General features: G+C 62.4%; 16 protein-coding genes. 11 read left to right on the top strand and 5 right to left on the bottom strand.

All coding sequences use genetic code 11. The annotated features are described in order from the left end of the window. Nucleotides 1-170: 170 nt before the first annotated feature. From asd to EGJ27_RS06795, 3 genes are read right to left on the bottom strand one after another with little or no spacing between them, the layout of a single operon-like run. A complete protein-coding gene (asd, locus tag EGJ27_RS24875; RefSeq protein ID WP_177522973.1) occupies nucleotides 171-1,073 on the bottom strand; it encodes an archaetidylserine decarboxylase in 903 nt (300 codons plus the stop codon). 57 nt (nucleotides 1,074-1,130) lie between these two features. After that, complete coding sequence (gene rhdA, locus EGJ27_RS24880; protein WP_177522956.1) at nucleotides 1,131-1,946, bottom strand: thiosulfate sulfurtransferase; 816 nt, start codon at nucleotides 1,944-1,946, stop codon at nucleotides 1,131-1,133. 45 nt (nucleotides 1,947-1,991) lie between these two features. Further along, entirely contained in the window at nucleotides 1,992-3,524 is a 1,533-nt protein-coding gene (locus EGJ27_RS06795; protein ID WP_125829965.1) for an HDOD domain-containing protein, read from the bottom strand. Between the two features lie 209 nt (nucleotides 3,525-3,733). Between EGJ27_RS06795 and motA the strand changes: the two genes are divergently transcribed. Then, nucleotides 3,734-4,585, top strand: coding sequence for a flagellar motor stator protein MotA (motA, locus tag EGJ27_RS06800; protein WP_125829966.1), 852 nt, complete (start codon nucleotides 3,734-3,736; stop codon nucleotides 4,583-4,585). A 3-nt stretch (nucleotides 4,586-4,588) separates the two neighbouring features. Then, the gene (motB, locus tag EGJ27_RS06805; RefSeq protein WP_125829967.1) at nucleotides 4,589-5,605 is read left to right on the top strand and encodes a flagellar motor protein MotB; all 1,017 of its coding nucleotides are present in this window, start codon (nucleotides 4,589-4,591) and stop codon (nucleotides 5,603-5,605) included. A gap of 62 nt (nucleotides 5,606-5,667) precedes the next feature. Here the strand turns inward: motB and rsgA are convergent, their stop codons facing one another. Further along, nucleotides 5,668-6,699 (bottom strand): small ribosomal subunit biogenesis GTPase RsgA, encoded by a 1,032-nt coding sequence (gene rsgA / locus EGJ27_RS06810; RefSeq protein ID WP_125829968.1) that lies wholly within the window; start codon nucleotides 6,697-6,699, stop codon nucleotides 5,668-5,670. A 109-nt stretch (nucleotides 6,700-6,808) separates the two neighbouring features. Between rsgA and orn the strand changes: the two genes are divergently transcribed. Together orn and EGJ27_RS06820 are read left to right on the top strand one after the other, a co-directional pair. Continuing rightward, the gene (gene orn / locus EGJ27_RS06815; RefSeq protein ID WP_125829969.1) at nucleotides 6,809-7,342 is read left to right on the top strand and encodes an oligoribonuclease; all 534 of its coding nucleotides are present in this window, start codon (nucleotides 6,809-6,811) and stop codon (nucleotides 7,340-7,342) included. Nucleotides 7,343-7,438: 96 nt separating this feature from the next. Further along, on the top strand, nucleotides 7,439-8,050 hold the full coding sequence (locus EGJ27_RS06820; RefSeq protein ID WP_125829970.1) for a trimeric intracellular cation channel family protein: 612 nt from the start codon (nucleotides 7,439-7,441) through the stop codon (nucleotides 8,048-8,050). A gap of 134 nt (nucleotides 8,051-8,184) precedes the next feature. Here the strand turns inward: EGJ27_RS06820 and queG are convergent, their stop codons facing one another. After that, nucleotides 8,185-9,282: a tRNA epoxyqueuosine(34) reductase QueG gene (queG, locus tag EGJ27_RS06825; protein WP_125829971.1), complete on the bottom strand. Its 1,098-nt coding sequence runs from the start codon at nucleotides 9,280-9,282 to the stop codon at nucleotides 8,185-8,187. Between the two features lie 63 nt (nucleotides 9,283-9,345). Between queG and EGJ27_RS06830 the strand changes: the two genes are divergently transcribed. From EGJ27_RS06830 to hflX, 7 genes are all read left to right on the top strand, one after another. Beyond that, nucleotides 9,346-10,842, top strand: a complete 1,497-nt coding sequence (locus EGJ27_RS06830; protein ID WP_125830111.1) for an NAD(P)H-hydrate dehydratase — start codon at nucleotides 9,346-9,348, stop codon at nucleotides 10,840-10,842. Continuing rightward, a complete protein-coding gene (gene tsaE / locus EGJ27_RS06835) occupies nucleotides 10,830-11,300 on the top strand; it encodes a tRNA (adenosine(37)-N6)-threonylcarbamoyltransferase complex ATPase subunit type 1 TsaE (RefSeq protein ID WP_177522960.1) in 471 nt (156 codons plus the stop codon). The genes EGJ27_RS06830 and tsaE overlap by 13 nt, the downstream gene beginning before the upstream one ends. 2 nt (nucleotides 11,301-11,302) lie before the next feature. Next, nucleotides 11,303-12,733: an N-acetylmuramoyl-L-alanine amidase gene (locus EGJ27_RS06840; RefSeq protein WP_218568048.1), complete on the top strand. Its 1,431-nt coding sequence runs from the start codon at nucleotides 11,303-11,305 to the stop codon at nucleotides 12,731-12,733. Between the two features lie 44 nt (nucleotides 12,734-12,777). Beyond that, nucleotides 12,778-14,673: a DNA mismatch repair endonuclease MutL gene (mutL, locus tag EGJ27_RS06845; RefSeq protein ID WP_177522974.1), complete on the top strand. Its 1,896-nt coding sequence runs from the start codon at nucleotides 12,778-12,780 to the stop codon at nucleotides 14,671-14,673. Continuing rightward, the gene (gene miaA / locus EGJ27_RS06850) at nucleotides 14,674-15,645 is read left to right on the top strand and encodes a tRNA (adenosine(37)-N6)-dimethylallyltransferase MiaA (protein WP_125829974.1); all 972 of its coding nucleotides are present in this window, start codon (nucleotides 14,674-14,676) and stop codon (nucleotides 15,643-15,645) included. 92 nt (nucleotides 15,646-15,737) lie between these two features. Beyond that, nucleotides 15,738-15,998 carry an RNA chaperone Hfq gene (gene hfq, locus EGJ27_RS06855; protein ID WP_125829975.1) on the top strand — a complete coding sequence of 87 codons (261 nt, stop codon included), beginning with the start codon at nucleotides 15,738-15,740 and terminating at the stop codon, nucleotides 15,996-15,998. 12 nt (nucleotides 15,999-16,010) lie between these two features. Continuing rightward, nucleotides 16,011-17,312: a ribosome rescue GTPase HflX gene (gene hflX, locus EGJ27_RS06860; protein ID WP_125829976.1), complete on the top strand. Its 1,302-nt coding sequence runs from the start codon at nucleotides 16,011-16,013 to the stop codon at nucleotides 17,310-17,312. Nucleotides 17,313-17,400 lie beyond the last annotated feature (88 nt).

The raw sequence follows: 17,400 nt of genomic DNA on the forward strand, positions 1-17,400 counted from the left end.
ACGGATCAATAACGTTGTTCCGCGAAGGACGAACAAGCGTACGTCAATGAAACGCCATTTGTCCTGCAGCGCCGATGGAGGACTGTACCAGCATCGGAGCAACCACGCAGCAGTTGTGGCTTATGGCCACTGCTGCGCGGTACGTCGGTCAACGGCACCAGTGCCTGTCATTACAGGGCAATGACTTCTTCGGTCGGCGGTGCAACGAAACCCGCCGGCGCGGCCAGGGACTGGCCCATCACCACTTTGGATTGCGCTTTCAGGCTCTCGACCCACTTCACTTGTTCCGGCCCGAACAGCAGCACGACGGTGGAACCCAGCTTGAAGCGGCCCATTTCCGCGCCTTTCTCCAGGTGAATCGGTGCCCGTGCAGCCTCGTCGTAGCGCACGGTTTTCAACTCGCGCTTGGGCGGCGTGACCAGACCGGCCCAGACCGTTTCGACCGAGGCCACGATCATGGCACCGACCAATACCATCGCCATCGGACCGCGCTCGGTGTCGAACAGGCACACCACGCGCTCGTTACGGGCGAACAGCTCCGGAACGTTTTCGGCTGTGGTCTGGTTCACCGAGAAAATACGGCCCGGCACGTAGACCATCTCGCGCAGGGTGCCGCTGAGCGGCATATGCACGCGGTGGTAATCCTTGGGCGACAGGTAAATGGTTGCGAACTCACCGCCCATGAACGGCGCCGAGAGTTTCGGGTCGCCGCCCAGCAGTTCCAGGACGCTGAAGCTGTGGCCCTTGGCCTGGAAGATCCGGCCGTGCTCGATGGTGCCCAGCTGGCTGATTGCGCCATCGGCCGGCGACAGGATTGCGCCGGGCTCGGTGGACAGAGGGCGAGCGTCAGGCTTGAGGGCGCGGGTGAAGAACGCGTTGAAGTTCTCGTAGGCGGTCAGGTCTTCGACCTGGGCCTGGGACATGTCCACCTGATAACGACGCACGAACCAGGCGGTGAACGCATTCTTGAACCAGGTCGCCCGGCACTCGGCAACGCAGCCGGCCAGACGCGACAGCAGGTGATGAGGCAACAGATACTGACTGAGGATGAACAAACGATCTTTCATTGAAATTCCCAAAACATGAGAGGAGTACCAGGACCGTTCGGGCGCTGGGCGCGAACCGGCCTTTTAGTGTTCAACGGGTGTATCCGGGTGATTGCCCCATTCGCCCCATGAACCGGCGTAGGCCTTCACGCGTGGATAGCCCAGCGCCTTGGCCACCAGATAGGTAAAGCCCGAGCGATGGTGCGTCTGACAGTGGGTGATGATTTCCTTGTCCGGCGTGATACCCAGGTGTTCGAGAATCTGCGGTATGTCCCGGCGGATGCGCAGGTAGTGCGCCGTATCCATGCCCGCAGTCCACTCGAAATTGATTGCGCCTGGAACATGCCCGCCCTTGGCCGCCAGCACCTTTTCACCGGAATACTCGGTCGGGCCGCGTGCGTCCCAGATGGCGAGGTCTGCTGCGCCGAGTCGACTTTGCAGGTACTCGCGCGTGGCGGTTGGTTCGTCGTGCAGCGTCAGTGGCACGGGACCGCCCGCAGCGGCGGGTACTTCGCTGGAAAGCGGGAGTGCATGCCCTTGCCACGCCAGCAGGCCACCGTCGAGATAGTGGTAGCGGGTGTGGCCAATGACATCCAGCAGCCAGATGAAACGCCCGGCCCATCCGCCGCCTTCGTCGTCGTACACGACATAAACGGCATCCGGATTGTGCCCCAGCTCACCGAACAGCTGCTCAAGACTGGACTGGGTCGGCAGCAGGCCGGGAGCGGGGGGCAGGCCCAGTTGGGTGCGTTTCGGATCGACGAAGCGCGCGCCGGGAATGTGTCCGGCTTCGTAGCGGGCCTGACTGGTCAGGTCGACGAGAATCAGATCTGGGGCCTCAAGGCGATCGAGCAGGTCGCCAGGCTCGATGACCAGCGGTAAGCCGTTGAAAGCGGACATGTGCAGCCTCCGATTCAGACAAAGATGCGAATTGTACGCGACGCCTCACGCTTTGCGATGACTAAAGATGCCCAGTGCCCGCTCAATACATTGCGCGGTTTTTCCGAATGCCTGCACGGAAATTTCTGATAATGCGCCACCGCCCTGGTCGCCCACCACCAACATCAGCACCTTGCCGTTGCTGCTTAGCGAGCGGATCAGGGAGTGGTGCCCGCTGAACAGATCCTTCAGCGGCGCCGGCAACAACGCGGAAAACTGCGCGTGATTGGCGGGCGTCAGGCGCAACTGGGTCGGCTGCGCCAGCAGGCGTTGCAACACCGTGCTCTCCTTGATGAACAGCTGCAACCCGGCGGCTTCGCTGGGCAAACCGGCAAGCTGGTGAACACGCATCAGGGTTGCGGTTTTGTCCGTCATCAACAGCATGACTCGCTGCATACCGCAGGCGACCAGGGCGTCGCGGGCGGTGGTGGTCAGGTGTATGGCGTTGATGAAAGGCGTGGGTTCGCTGAGCAACTCGGCGCACAGCTTGCGCCAGTGGGCCAGCTCGTCGGCGCTCGGTGGCGGAGTCGGTTCGCTGTCTCGGCGCACGCGGCGTGCATCCCAGGGCCAGAGCAAAGCCTCGGCCGGGTGCCAGAGGTCCGGCTCGGCGTGGGCGCGTCCACTGCTCGCCGCGTTCTGGTGGGCCTGCTGCTGCACTTCGTCCAGGGATTGTTGCAGATAGAGGCTGGTCAGTCGCTCCCAGCGCAGGCAGTGCGGGCTGTTCCACGCCTGCTGGGCCGCCAGTGCCAGGCCGTTGCCCAGCAATACGGTATTGGCCGGCTGGTTCAGCCAGCGCCGCAGATGCGGATCGGCGTCCATCAGTTGCTGCTGGTGCAAGGGGCTGGCTTCGCGGGAAATGCGCAGCGCCTTGACCAGATCACGACGTTCGCCCAGCAACAGTTTGTAGCCGCGAGTGACCCAGATCGGCAGCCGCCAATGCTCGGCCAGTTTCAGGCACAGCTCCAGCAAGTTGACCCCGAACAGCTGCTTTTCAACCGTTTGACTGGATTCCCCCTTATGAATCACCCGCAACTCCAGCTCTTCGAGCAACTTGGGGTGAGCCAGGGCCATCGGCCAGAGGGGTGAAAGAAACAGCAGGCTGCCCAGATGGATGTCCTGCCACAGCCGGGCCAGTCGGGCGGCGAACAAACCATTGGCCTGCTGCGTGGCGTGCTGGCTGATCAACACCAGTTGCCGAAAGGCCGCCGGAATGTCTTCAGGCGCCTTGGCCGGCAGTCGGCCGAGCAAGACTTCGGTGCGCGCCAGGCCCAGGCGATTGATCGCGATTTCCAGGCTTTCGGCCGGCTCGGTAATGCCATGGGAGTGATGGTTGGCCTCACGCAGCACGCTGAGCACCAGCGCCGGGCTGTCCTGCATCATGTCGGCAATCTCGCGCAGCGAGCGGCGACTGTCGGTCAGCGCGGCGCGGACACGATTGTGGCTTGCCACCGGTACCGGCAAGGCAATGCCATCGAGCTGCCGGACCCAGGCGTCGAGCGTTGTCGGGACGGGGTGATGTGCTGGATGTGCTGTCGGCATTCGAGGGCCTTTGGGCTGGTTTTTTTCGCGCAACGTAGACCGCGAGTATCCGGGGCTGTACGCCCGTTTCCAACCCCTCGTTCGAGGGGGAATCCGGTTTTTCGCATTAACTGACTATAGTCTCGCCCGATTGGGCCGATAAGGGGGCTAAGAGTTTCAAGAACTTCCGCACATGTCCCTGAACCCGACTCAGCAAAGTATTTTTTCCTATGGCTAAGATTATCGGCATCATCGTCGTATTCGCGAGCGTGCTCGCCGGCTACGTCCTCTCCCACGGCAAAGTCATGGCGCTGTGGCAGCCCTATGAAGTCTTGATCATTGGTGGTGCGGCCCTGGGTGCGTTCCTTCAGGCCAACCCTGGCCACATGACCATGCATGTGTTCAAGAAGTCGCTGAAGATGTTCGGGACGCGCTTCACCCACGCCTATTATCTGGAAGTGCTGGGCCTGGTTTACGAGATCCTCAACAAGAGCCGCCGCGAAGGCATGATGGCGATTGAAGGAGATATCGAAGAACCGGCTTCCAGCCCCATCTTCGCCAAATACCCTGGCGTGCTCAAGGATGAACGCATGACTGCGTACATCTGCGATTACCTGCGCATCATGTCCTCCGGCAACATGGCTCCCCACGAGCTTGAAGGCCTGTTCGACATGGAATTGCTGAGCATGAAGGAAGAACTCGAACACCCGTCCCACGCCATCACCGGTATCGCCGACGGCATGCCCGGTTTCGGTATCGTTGCGGCGGTACTGGGTATCGTGGTGACCATGGCTTCCCTGGGTTCGGGTGACAAGGCGGCCATCGGTGCGCACGTCGGTGCGGCCCTGGTAGGTACCTTCTTCGGTATTCTCGCGGCCTACGGTTTCTTCGGCCCTCTGGCGACTTCCCTGGCCCACGATGCCAAGGAAGAAATGAACGTCTACGAATGCATCAAGGCGTCGCTGGTGGCATCGGCTTCCGGCATGCCGCCTTCACTGGCCGTCGAGTTCGGTCGTAAAGTGTTGTATCCCTTGCATCGCCCCAGCTTCAGCGAGCTGGAACAAGCGGTTCGCGGACGCTAAGTCATGGAAAATAATCAGCCCATAATCATCAAGCGCGTCAAGCGCTTCGGTGGTGGACATCACGGCGGCGCCTGGAAAATCGCCTTCGCCGACTTCGCGACGGCGATGATGGCGTTCTTCCTGGTGTTGTGGCTGATGTCTGCCGCCACGCCTGAACAATTGATCGCGGTGGCCGGTTACTTCAAGGACCCGGTCGGCTTCTCCGACAGCGGCTCGCCCTACGTAATCGACCTCGGTGGTTCGCCGGAGATGTCGCCGAACCAGACGCTCAACCCTGAGGTCAAGACCACGCCTTCGCCGGATACCGTACCGATCGAGTCCGAGACGTCCGAATCCAAGGCCGAGCAGGTCGAGCAGGAACGCCTCGAAATGTTGCTGCAGGAACTGCAGAACAAGGTCGAGGAAAACCCGCAACTTCAGAAGTTCAAGGACCAGATACTGTTCGAGATCACTCAGGACGGCTTGCGCATCCAGATCATGGATGCCGACAACCGCCCGATGTTCGACGTCGGCAGTGCACGCCTCAAGCCGTACTTCGAGGACATCCTGCTGGCCATGGCCGACACCATCAAGAGTGTGCCAAACAAGATCAGCGTCAGCGGTCACACCGATGCCACGCCGTTCGTAGGCAATGGCGGTTTCGGTAACTGGGAACTGTCGTCGAGCCGCGCCAACGCTGCGCGCCGCGCATTGATTGCCGGTGGCTATCCGGACCCACAGGTCGCCAGGGTTGTGGGCTATGCGTCCTCGGCGCTGTATGACCGGGAAAACCCGTTCAATCCGGTGAATCGCCGTATCGACATCGTGGTGTTGACCAAAAAGGCCTTGCAGCGCATCGAAGGCGATCAGAACACCGCGCCGACTCCGCCGCCGGCAGCACCGGCACCGGCACCGGCACCGGGAGCCTCAACCGCCCCCGCGCCGGTCGACCCACAGGCCTACGCCCAGCCGCACGAGATTCGGCAGAAGCTGAATCTCTTCGACCAGGGCACGCTGAAGGTCGCACCGGCGCAGAATTAGGCCTGCAGCAGAAACGAGAACGCCGCGATCATCGCGGCGTTTTTGTATGCGCAACCTTCAACTCAATAACTGTCTTCCGGCAGGCTGGCGATGATCGAGCGGTAGCTGTTCATGCGCTGCTGTTGCACGCGGCCGTCTTCCAGTGCCTTGAGCAGGGCGCAGCCCGGTTCGCGGTCGTGCTTGCAGTCTCGGAAACGGCAGGTGCCGATCAGGTCGTTGAACTCGATGAAGCCCGCTTCCACATCGGCACGGCTGACGTGGCCCAGGCCGAATTCACGAATACCCGGTGAGTCGATCAGATCGCCGCCACGCGGGAAGTGAAACAGGCGCGCGGTGGTCGTGGTGTGTGTGCCCTGACCGGACAGTTCCGACAGCGGGCCGACGCGAGTACCGACTTCCGGCAACAGGCTGTTGACCAGCGACGACTTGCCCACCCCCGACTGACCCACGAACACACTGATATGCCCGTCGAGCCTGGCTTGCAGTTGCTGCATGCCGTCGCCCTGATGCGCCGAGACTTCCATCACCGGATAACCCAGCGTGCGGTACACCGCCAGCAAGGCGTTGAGCGCCGGCGCATTCTGCTCGTCGATCAGGTCGGCCTTGTTGAGCAGCAGCAACGGATGAATCCCGGCGTGCTCGGCCGCGACCAGATAACGGTCGATCAGGTTGGCGTGCGGTTCGGGCATCGGTGCGAAGACGATCACGATCATGTCGACGTTGGCCGCCACCGGCTTGAGCTGGCCTCGGGTGTCCGGGCGGCACAGCTCGGTGGCGCGGGGCAGTTGCGCGACGATCACGCCGATACCCTGATTGCCCGCACGCCAGACAACACGGTCGCCAGTGACCAGCGCCGGCAGGTTGGCGCGCAAATGGCAGCGGAACACCTGGCCGGCGAGTTCGCCTTCCTGGGCTTCGACCTCGACCTGGACGCCGAAGTGAGCAATCACCAGGCCAGTCTGCTCCGGGCCGAGGTCGCCGCCTTCCAGCGTTTCCAGAGCGACCGACTCACGTTTGGCGGCGCGTGCGGCGCGTTCGCCCTGAATCTTTTCGATGCGCCAGTTCTGACGACGATTGAGTTGGCGTTTGGCCATGGGTGTTCCGACTAGATGAAACCGGTGAATTGAGCAGTACGTTGAATCGGGCAGGAGTCTAGCACGGCGAGGTGAGCTAAACTGCGCGCCTACGCTGAGGAGTCGTCACATGCAGAACAAGCAAAACCTGATCTGGATCGATCTGGAAATGACCGGGCTGGACCCGGACACCGATGTCATCATCGAGATGGCCACGATCATCACCGACAGCGAACTCAACACCCTGGCCGAAGGCCCGGTGATCGCGGTGCACCAGAGCGACGAGATCCTCGCCGGAATGGACGAATGGAACACGCGTCAGCACGGCGGTTCGGGGCTGACCCAGCGCGTGCGTGAGAGCACCATCAGCATGGCTGAAGCCGAGGCGCAGACCCTGGCGTTCATCCAGCAATGGGTGCCGGAGCGCAGTTCGCCGATCTGCGGCAACAGCATCTGCCAGGACCGCCGCTTCCTGTATCGGCACATGCCGACCCTGGAAAACTATTTCCACTACCGCAATCTGGACGTCTCGACGCTCAAGGAACTGGCTGCACGCTGGTCGCCTGAGCTGAAGTTCAAGAAGGGCAGCACCCACCTGGCGCTGGACGACATCCGCGAGTCGATCGCCGAGCTGCGTTACTATCGCGAGCACTTCATCAAGTGAGACCGCCTGCCGGGTGCAGCGAATAAACTTCGTTGCACTCTTTCGGTGCGCCGAGCCGCTGGGTAGACTCCGTGCCTTCGTCGCAGGGATGCCGCCATGTTGTTGATGCTTTATCTGATCGCCATTACCGCTGAAGCCATGACCGGCGCGCTGTCGGCTGGGCGACGCGGAATGGACTGGTTCGGCGTGGTGCTCATCGCCTGCGTGACGGCACTTGGCGGCGGTTCCGTGCGCGACGTATTACTCGGGCATTATCCGCTGACTTGGGTCAAACACCCGGAATATCTGGTGCTGACCAGCGTTGCGGCGCTGGTGACCATCTTCATTGCGCCGCTGATGCGGCATCTGCGCTCGCTGTTTCTGGTGCTCGATGCACTGGGGCTGGTGGCGTTCACACTGATCGGCTGCATGACGGCGCTGGAAGCAGGGCACGGTCTGCTGATCGCTTCGGTGTGCGGGGTAATTACCGGCGTATTCGGCGGCATCCTGCGCGACATCTTCTGCAACGACATTCCCCTGATCTTCCGCCGCGAACTGTACGCCAGCGTGTCGTTCCTGGCTGCATGGTGCTTCCTGCTGTGCCGCGAGCTGGACCTGCCCTCGGAACAGGCCATCCTCATCACCCTGTTCGGCGGCCTGCTGCTGCGCCTGCTGGCGATCCGCTTCAAATGGGAAATGCCGAAGTTCGTCTATAAGGATGAGCATTAGTCTTGGTAATAGACTCCACCTGTAGGAGCCAGCTTGCTGGCGAAGCGGCATTTACAATCGCAGCATGTATCTCGCCTGAAAAGCCGCCTTCGCCAGCAAGACGGATCGCCGCCCGCTCCCTCCCAAGGGTCCGATCAGACGTCAGCGGCAGGTCCGCGGCCGTGCTGTTTCAACGCCCATTCCACGTGTTCGCGCACCAGCTCGGACGGGTAATCACGCCTGGCTTGCAGTGCTTCGAGCACCGGAATGGTCGATGGCGCGTTGCCCAGCCCGACTGCCAGATTACGCAGCCAGCGCTCGTAGCCGGCGCGGCGCAACGGTGAGCCTTCGGTGCTGCTGAGGAATTTGTCCTCATCCCACATGAACAACTCGGCCAGCCCGGCATTGTCCAGGTTGTGGCGCGGCTGGAAGTCGCTTTGCTCGGTGGGTCGGGCGAAGCGGTTCCATGGGCAGACGATCTGGCAGTCGTCGCAGCCGAACACCCGATTGCCGATCAGCGGGCGCAGCTCTTCGGGAATGGCGGTCTTGAGTTCAATGGTCAGGTAGGAAATGCAGCGTCGCGCATCCAGCACATAAGGCCCGACGAAAGCGTTGGTCGGGCAGATATCCAGGCAGGCCGAACAGCGTCCGCAATGCTCCGTGGCGTGGGGCGCGTCCACCGGCAGCGCAATGTCCACGAACAGCTCGCCCAGAAAGAAAAAGCTGCCCGCCTTGCGATTGAGCACCAGCGTGTTCTTGCCGATCCAGCCCAGTCCGGCCTGCTCGGCAATCGCCTTTTCGAGAACCGGCGCGCTGTCGACGAACGCCCGGTAGCCGAACGGGCCGATGGCCTGCTGGATACGTTCGGCCAGTTGCTGCAAGCGCTTGCGCACCAGCTTGTGGTAATCGCGGCCCAACGCATAACGCGAGACGTAGGCTTTTTCCGGCTCGGCCAGGCGCTGGTTCATTTCAGTGTCGCCCGGCAAGTAGTCCATGCGCAGCGACACCACGCGCAACGTACCCGGCACCAGCTCGTCCGGATGGGAACGTTTGCTGCCATGGGCTGCCATATAGTCCATTTCGCCGTGATAACCGGCATCGAGCCAGCGTTGCAGATGCTGCTCATGCTCTGCCAGCTCCAGCCCGGCAATGCCAACCTGCTGAAAGCCCAGCTCACGGCCCCACACCTTGATGGATTGCGCAAGGGTGGCGAGGTCGTCGGAAGTGGGGAGTTCAGCAGTAATAGCGGACATGCGCAGAGAGAAACCGGAGCCAAGGTGCGTATAATTCTGCCAGACATCGGAGCCCATGAACGCATGTTCGACCGCAAACCTGATTTACCCGACGCGCTGTATAGCGCCGCACAAGTGCGCGACCTCGACGCCCGGCTGATTGCCGCAGGCACGCCGGGCCTGACGCTGATGCAGCGTGCCGCCCACGCCACCTGGCGCGCAGTCCGTCGCCGCTGGCCGCAAACCGCTGCGTTGACGGTGCTGGCCGGGCGCGGCAACAACGCCGGTGACGGGTATCTGGTGGCGGCATTGGCGCACAAGGCCGGCTGGCAAGTCCAGGTGCTGGCCGTCGGTGAGCCCGGCGCCTTGCAGGGCGATGCGGCCGCTGCGCACGCTGATGCGCTGGCAGCAGGCGTCGAGATCCAGACCTGGTCCAATCAGCCGTTGACCGGAGTGGTGCTCGATGCCTTGCTCGGCACAGGCTTGAACGGCGAAGTGCGTGAACCCTATCTGGCCGCCATCAAGGCGATCAATGCCAGCGGTCTGGCGGTCGCAGCGGTGGATATTCCCTCGGGCCTGTGCGCGGACACCGGGCGGATCCTGGGCGAAGCCGTGCGCGCCGACCTGACCATCACCTTCATCGGCCTCAAACTGGGGTTGATGACCGGCGATGCCGCAGACCTGATCGGCGAGCTGGTGTTCGACGATCTGCAGGCTGACCGCGAGATCGTTGCCCAGGCACCCGCCAGCGCGGTGCGCCTCGACACCTTCAATCTGCCGACGCTGAAACCTCGCCCGCCGACCGCGCACAAAGGCATGTACGGCCGAGTGCTGGTGATCGGCGGGGATCACGGCTTCGGCGGCGCGTCGATGCTCAGCGCCGAAAGCGCGCTGCGCAGCGGCGCGGGCATGGTCACGCTGGCGACTCGCGCCGAACACGTTCCGGCGGCACTGGTGCGCATGCCGGAAATCATGAGTGCGGGCATCCGTTCGGCCAATCAGCTGATGCCGCTGATCAAGGCCGCCAGCGTGCTGGTGGTCGGCCCGGGTCTTGGCCAGGAAAGTTGGGGGCGCAGCCTGCTGTCGGCGGCGGCCAATGCTGATCGCCCGCAAGTCTGGGATGCCGATGCGCTCAACCAGTTAGCCACCGGTCAGGTGAAACTGCCGCGCGGTAGCGTCATCACTCCGCATCCCGGCGAGGCCGCGCGCCTGCTGGGCATCGATACCCGGCAAGTACAGGCGAACCGTCCTGCCGCCGCTCACGCCCTGGCGCGCAAGTACAACGCGGTCTGCGTACTCAAGGGAACGGGCAGCCTGATCGCGGACCCGGACGGTCGCCTGGCGGTTGCCGGTCGCGGTCATCCCGCCATGGCCACCGCAGGGCTGGGCGATGTACTGGCCGGGTTGGTCGGCGCGCTCATGGCTCAACATCTGGCGGCCTTCGATGCCGCGTGCCTCGCGGTGTGGCTGCACGCCGGCGCAGGTCAGCAAGTCGCCGGGCAAGGACGTGGGTTGGCCGCCAGCGACGTCATCCCGGCCATTCGTCAGTTACTGGAGGAGCAACAACCGTGTCTGAAATAACGCTCAATGTGCTGGGCGAAGAGGCCATGACCGACTTCGGTTCGCGCCTGTCCAAGGTGACCGAAGGAGCAGGTGTCATCTTTCTCGAAGGCGACCTGGGCGCGGGCAAGACGACCCTGTCCAGAGGCATCATCCGCGGCTTCGGCCATGAAGGAGCGGTGAAAAGTCCGACCTTCACGCTGGTCGAACCCTACGAAATCGGAGCGGTGCGTGTCTTCCACTTCGATCTCTATCGGCTGGTGGACCCCGAGGAGCTGGAGTTCATGGGCGTGCGGGATTATTTCGACGACAATGCACTTTGTCTGATCGAGTGGCCCCAACGCGGTGCAGGCTTTTTGCCAAAGCCTGACCTGACCATTACCATTAGGCCGCACGGGCAAGGTCGCTCGATAACACTGAGTCCACAAGGCTCGCGCGGCGAGAGCTGGTGCGCCATTTTGGCATTGGAATTCAAATAGATATGAGGTTCGGTATGCGCATGCGCGCGCTGGTCACTGTAGTGGGGCTGCTGTTGGCGTCCCTGGCTGTCGAAGCGCTGGCCGCTACGCAAGTCAAAAGTGTCCGCCTGTGGCGTGCACCGGATAACACTCGCCTGGTTTTCGACCTGTCCGGGCCGGTTCAGCACAGCGTGTTCACCCTGACGGCGCCTGATCGTCTGGTGATTGATATCAACGGCGCCACCCTCGGCGGGCCGCTCAACGTTTCCACGGCCAATACGCCGATCACCGCCATGCGCTCGGCGCAGCGCACGCCCACCGATCTGCGGGTGGTCATCGACCTGAAAAAGGGCGTGACCCCCAAGAGCTTCGTCCTGGCGCCTAACCAGCAGTACGGCAACCGCCTGGTGGTCGACCTGTTCGATGACCCGGCCGACGCCAACCCTGCACCGTCGCTCCCTGCCGCGGCCGCCACGACGGCGCCTGCCGTACCGGTCAGTCCGGCCAAACCGGAAATCAAGCTCACGCCCGTGCCCAACGGCAAGCGGGACATCGTGATCGTGATCGATGCCGGTCATGGCGGTGAAGACCCAGGCGCTTCGGGCGGCCGGGGCCAGCGGGAAAAGGACGTGGTGTTGTCCATCGCCAAGGAGCTGCAACGCCAGATCAATGGTGAGAAGGGCTACCGCGCCGAGCTGACCCGTACCGGCGATTACTTCATCCCGCTGCGCAAGCGCACCGAGATCGCCCGTGCCAAGGGTGCCGACCTGTTCGTATCCATTCACGCCGATGCCGCGCCGTCCAAGGCCGCGTTCGGTGCTTCGGTGTTTGCATTGTCGGACCGTGGCGCGACCTCTGAAACCGCTCGCTGGCTGGCGGACAGCGAAAACCGTTCCGACTTGATCGGCGGCGCCGGCGCGGTCAGCCTCGACGACAAGGACCGGATGCTGGCGGGCGTGCTGCTGGATCTGTCCATGACCGCGTCGCTGTCGTCCAGCCTCAACGTCGGGCAGAAGGTATTGAGCAACATTGGCCGGGTGACTTCGCTGCATAAATCCCGTGTCGAGCAGGCCGGCTTCATGGTGCTCAAGTCGCCGGACATTCCTTCGATCCTGGTCGAGACCGGCTTTATCTCCAATGCCAACGAAGCCAACAAGCTGTCGAGCGCTCCGCACCAACAGGCTCTGGCCCGTTCGATCAACTCCGGCGTGCAGCAGTTCTTCCAGCAGAACCCGCCGCAGGGCACGTACATCGCCTGGCTGCGGGACAACGGCAAGCTGGCCCAGGGGCCGCGTAACCATGTGGTGCGTTCAGGTGAAACCCTGGCGATGGTCGCCGCGCGTTACGACATGAGCGTCGCCACGCTGCGCGGTGCCAACAATCTGAAAACCGATGAACTGCGTATCGGGCAAGACCTGCGGATTCCAAACAACGAGGTTGCCACTCAGCCATGACCGATCTCCTTCTCGACGGCGTCGAGGCCAGCGACACCCGGGCCCTGCTGAATGCGGCGCGGATCGAGTTGCTCAGCCCGCGGCTGGCGAACCAGATCGCGGCGGGTGAAGTCGTCGAGCGCCCGGCGTCGGTGATCAAGGAACTGCTGGAAAACAGCCTCGACTCGGGGGCGCGTCGCATCGATGTGGATGTCGAGCAGGCAGGCATCAAGCTGCTCAAGGTGCGTGACGACGGTGGCGGTATTTCAGCCGACGACCTGCCGCTGGCGCTGGCCCGCCACGCCACCAGCAAGATCCGCGATCTGGAAGACCTTGAACGGGTCATGAGCCTGGGGTTTCGCGGTGAAGCCCTGGCGTCGATCAGTTCTGTCGCACGCCTGACCCTGACCTCGCGCACTCGCGATGCGGATCAGGCCTGGCAGGTGGAAACCGAAGGTCGCGACATGGCGCCTCGGGTCCAGCCGGCCGCGCACCCGGTGGGCACATCGGTGGAAGTGCGCGACCTGTTCTTCAACACCCCGGCCCGCCGCAAGTTTCTCAAGGCCGAGAAAACCGAATTCGATCATCTGCAGGAAGTCATCAAGCGCATGGCGCTGGCGCGTTTCGATGTCGGCTTCCACCTGCGCCACAACGGCAAGACCATCCTCAGTCTGCACGAAGCACTGGACGATACGTCCAGGGCGCGGCGGGTTTCGGCGGTGTGCGGCCCAGGCTTCCTGGAGCAGGCGCTGCCCATCGAGATCGAGCGCAACGGGCTGCATCTGTGGGGCTGGGTCGGCTTGCCGACGTTCTCGCGCAGTCAGGCCGATCTGCAATATTTCTTCGTCAACGGCCGTGCGGTGCGCGACAAGCTGGTGGCCCATGCGGTGCGCCAGGCTTATCGCGATGTGCTGTTCAACGGCCGGCACCCGACTTTCGTGCTGTTCTTCGAGGTCGATCCGGCGGCGGTGGACGTAAACGTTCACCCGACCAAGCACGAAGTGCGTTTCCGTGACGGGCGCATGGTCCACGACTTCTTGTATGGCACCTTGCACCGTGCGTTGGGCGACGTGCGTCCCGAAGATCAACTGGCGGGCAGCGCGCCGGTGGTTGCCGCGCCGCGTCCGAGTGGGCCGCAGGCCGGTGAGTTCGGCCCGCAGGGCGAGATGCGTCTGGCCAACAACGTGCTGGAACAGCCCCAAGGTCAGCCGTACGCGCAGCCGGCCCAGAGCGGTTCCGGTGGCGGTTATCAGTACCAGTACACGCCGCGCCCTACGTCCAGCTTGCCGGCCGCCGAAGCGCAAAGCGCCTACCGTGAATTTTTCGCGCCGCTGCCCGGCGCGACGCCGAGTGCGCTGCCTGAATCGCAAAGTGACGTTCCGCCGCTGGGTTACGCGCTGGCGCAACTCAAGGGCATTTACATCCTGGCCGAGAACGCCCACGGGCTGGTGCTGGTGGACATGCACGCCGCGCATGAGCGGATCATGTACGAACGACTGAAAATCGCCATGGCCAGCGAAGGCCTGAGCGGCCAGCCGCTGCTGGTGCCTGAGTCCCTCGCGGTCAGTCAGCGTGAAGCCGATTGCGCTGAAGAGCATGTGGCCACGTTCCAGCGGCTGGGTTTCGAGTTGCAGCGTCTCGGCCCGGAGACCCTGGCAATCCGGCAGATCCCGGCCTTGCTCAAGCAGGCCGAAGCCAACCGGCTGGTCAGCGATGTGCTGGCCGATCTGATGGAGTACGGCACCAGCGACCGTGTGCAGGCGCACATGAACGAATTGCTCGGCACCATGGCCTGCCATGGCGCCATCCGCGCCAATCGGCGCCTGGCCATTCCGGAAATGAACGCCTTGTTGCGAGACATGGAAAACACCGAACGCAGCGGCCAGTGCAACCACGGCCGTCCCACCTGGACCCAGATGGGCCTGGATGATCTCGATAAACTCTTCCTGCGCGGTCGTTGAATGAATGCGTTACCCCCGGCCATTTTTCTCATGGGGCCAACTGCCGCCGGCAAGACCGACCTTGCCATCGAACTGACCAAAGTCCTGCCATGCGAGCTGATCAGTGTCGATTCGGCGCTGGTCTATCGCGACATGGACATCGGTACGGCCAAGCCGTCCAAGGCGCAACTGGCTGAATTCCCCCATCGCCTGATCGACATCATCGACCCGTCGCAGAGCTATTCGGCTGCCGATTTTCGTACCGATGCGCTGAGCGCCATGGCCGAGATCACAGCCCGGGGAAATATTCCTTTGCTGGTCGGCGGCACTATGTTGTATTTCAAGGCTCTACTGGACGGGTTGGCGGATATGCCGGCCGCCGATCCGGCAGTGCGGGCACAGCTTGAAGCCGACGCCAGGGCGCAGGGCTGGCAGGCCTTGCACGACCGGCTGGCAGCGGTGGACCCGGTTTCCGCGCAGCGCATTCATCCCAACGACCCGCAGCGTCTGATCCGGGCGTTGGAGGTGTTTTTGGTGAGCGGGATGAGCATGACAGCACATCGCGAGCAACAAACTGCGCAAAGTACCCTTGCGGCGGCATCAGGGTGTCAGCAATTGCCCTATACTGTCGCCAGCTTCGCGATAGCTCCGGCTGATCGCAAGGTTCTGCACGACCGAATCGCGCTACGTTTTATGCAAATGCTGGATCAGGGGTTTCTGGACGAAGTACTGGCATTGCGCTCAAGAGGTGACCTGCATACCGGGTTGCCGTCGATAAGAGCCGTCGGTTATCGCCAGGTCTGGGATCACCTGGATGGAAAGCTGACACGGGATGAAATGCAGGAGCGCGGCATCATAGCGACGCGCCAGTTGGCCAAGCGGCAATTCACCTGGTTACGCAGCTGGGAGAATTTGCACTGGTTGGACAGCCTGGCTTGCGACAATCTGCCACGCGCCTTGAAATACCTGGGATCGGTCTCCATATTGAGCTGAGTCCTTGCAATAGCCGTCTATCCTTGGGGGGTGGCCGGTCAAGCCAATCGAATTCGATTTATTTATTATTGATCCTTAAAGGAGTGCGGCACATGTCAAAAGGGCATTCGCTACAAGACCCTTACCTGAACACCCTACGTAAAGAAAAAGTCGGGGTTTCGATTTATCTGGTCAACGGCATCAAGCTGCAAGGCACGATCGAGTCTTTCGACCAGTTCGTCATTCTGCTGAAGAACACTGTCAGCCAAATGGTCTACAAGCACGCCATCTCCACCGTCGTTCCAGTTCGTCCAATTCGCCTGCCTAGCGCTACCGATACCGACGCGGCCGACGCTGAGCCAGGTAACGCCTGATAGGAGTCTGCCTTGTTCTTTGAGCGCCACAGCGGTGGTGAACGAGCCATTCTCGTTCATCTGGATGGTCAGGACCCTGAGGCGCGCGAAGATCCGCAGGAGTTTCAGGAGTTGGCCATCTCGGCGGGCGCCGATACCGTCGCGTTTATCAACGTGCCGCGTCATCGGCCATCGGCCAAATTCCTGATTGGCTCCGGCAAGGTCGAGGAACTACGCGACCAGGTCAAAGCCGAGCAGGCAGATCTCGTGATCTTCAATCACACCCTCACGCCCAGTCAGGAACGTAACCTCGAACGCGTTTTCGAGTGTCGCGTGCTGGACCGCACCGGTCTGATCCTGGATATCTTCGCCCAGCGGGCGCGAACTCATGAAGGCAAGTTGCAGGTCGAGCTGGCACAGCTCGAGCACATGAGCACGCGTCTGGTTCGCGGCTGGACTCACCTGGAGCGGCAGAAAGGCGGTATCGGCCTGCGCGGTCCGGGTGAAACCCAGCTGGAAACCGACCGGCGTCTGCTGCGGGTTCGCCTGCGCCAGATCAAGGGGCGTCTGGAGAAGGTTCGCAGTCAACGTGACCAGGCCCGCCGCGGGCGGCGTCGTGCGGACATACCTTCGGTTTCCCTGGTTGGCTATACCAACGCCGGCAAATCCACACTGTTCAACGCGGTGACCGATTCCGACGTGTTCGCCGCCGACCAGCTGTTCGCCACCCTCGACCCGACCTTGCGCCGTCTGCAGCTCGACGACCTTGGCCCGATCGTGCTGGCCGACACCGTGGGTTTCATTCGCCACCTGCCGCACAAACTCGTCGAAGCCTTCCGCGCTACGCTCGAGGAGTCGAGCAACTCCGACCTGCTTTTGCATGTCATCGACTCCCACGAACCCGAACGCATGGCGCAGATCGAGCAGGTGATGGCGGTGCTGGGCGAGATCGGAGCCGAGGGCTTGCCGATCCTTGAGGTGTATAACAAACTCGATCTGCTCGAAGGGGTGGAGCCCCAGATACAGCGGGATGCCGATGGCAAGCCGCAGCGTGTCTGGTTGTCCGCTCGCGACGGTCGGGGTCTGGACCTGCTCAAGCAGGCGGTGGCCGAACTGCTGGGTGACGACCTGTTCGTCGGCACCCTGTGTCTGCCCCAGAGTCTTGCAAGGTTGCGCGCGCAGTTCTTCCAGCTGGGCGCGGTGCAGAGCGAGACGCATGACGAACAAGGTGCCAGCGTGCTGGCAGTACGTTTGCCGCGAGTTGAATTCAATCGTCTGGTGAGTCGCGAAGGACTGCAGCCGCTAGAGTTCATCGAGCAACACACTTTGCAATAAAAGCAGGATAAAGCCGTTGTACGGCTTTCTCATGCATTCTGTAGCATTGGTCGGCGCGCCGCGGGCGCGTCTTTGCTTTATCAGATGG

Source organism: Pseudomonas sp. v388, from assembly GCF_003935425.1.
Lineage (GTDB): Bacteria > Pseudomonadota > Gammaproteobacteria > Pseudomonadales > Pseudomonadaceae > Aquipseudomonas.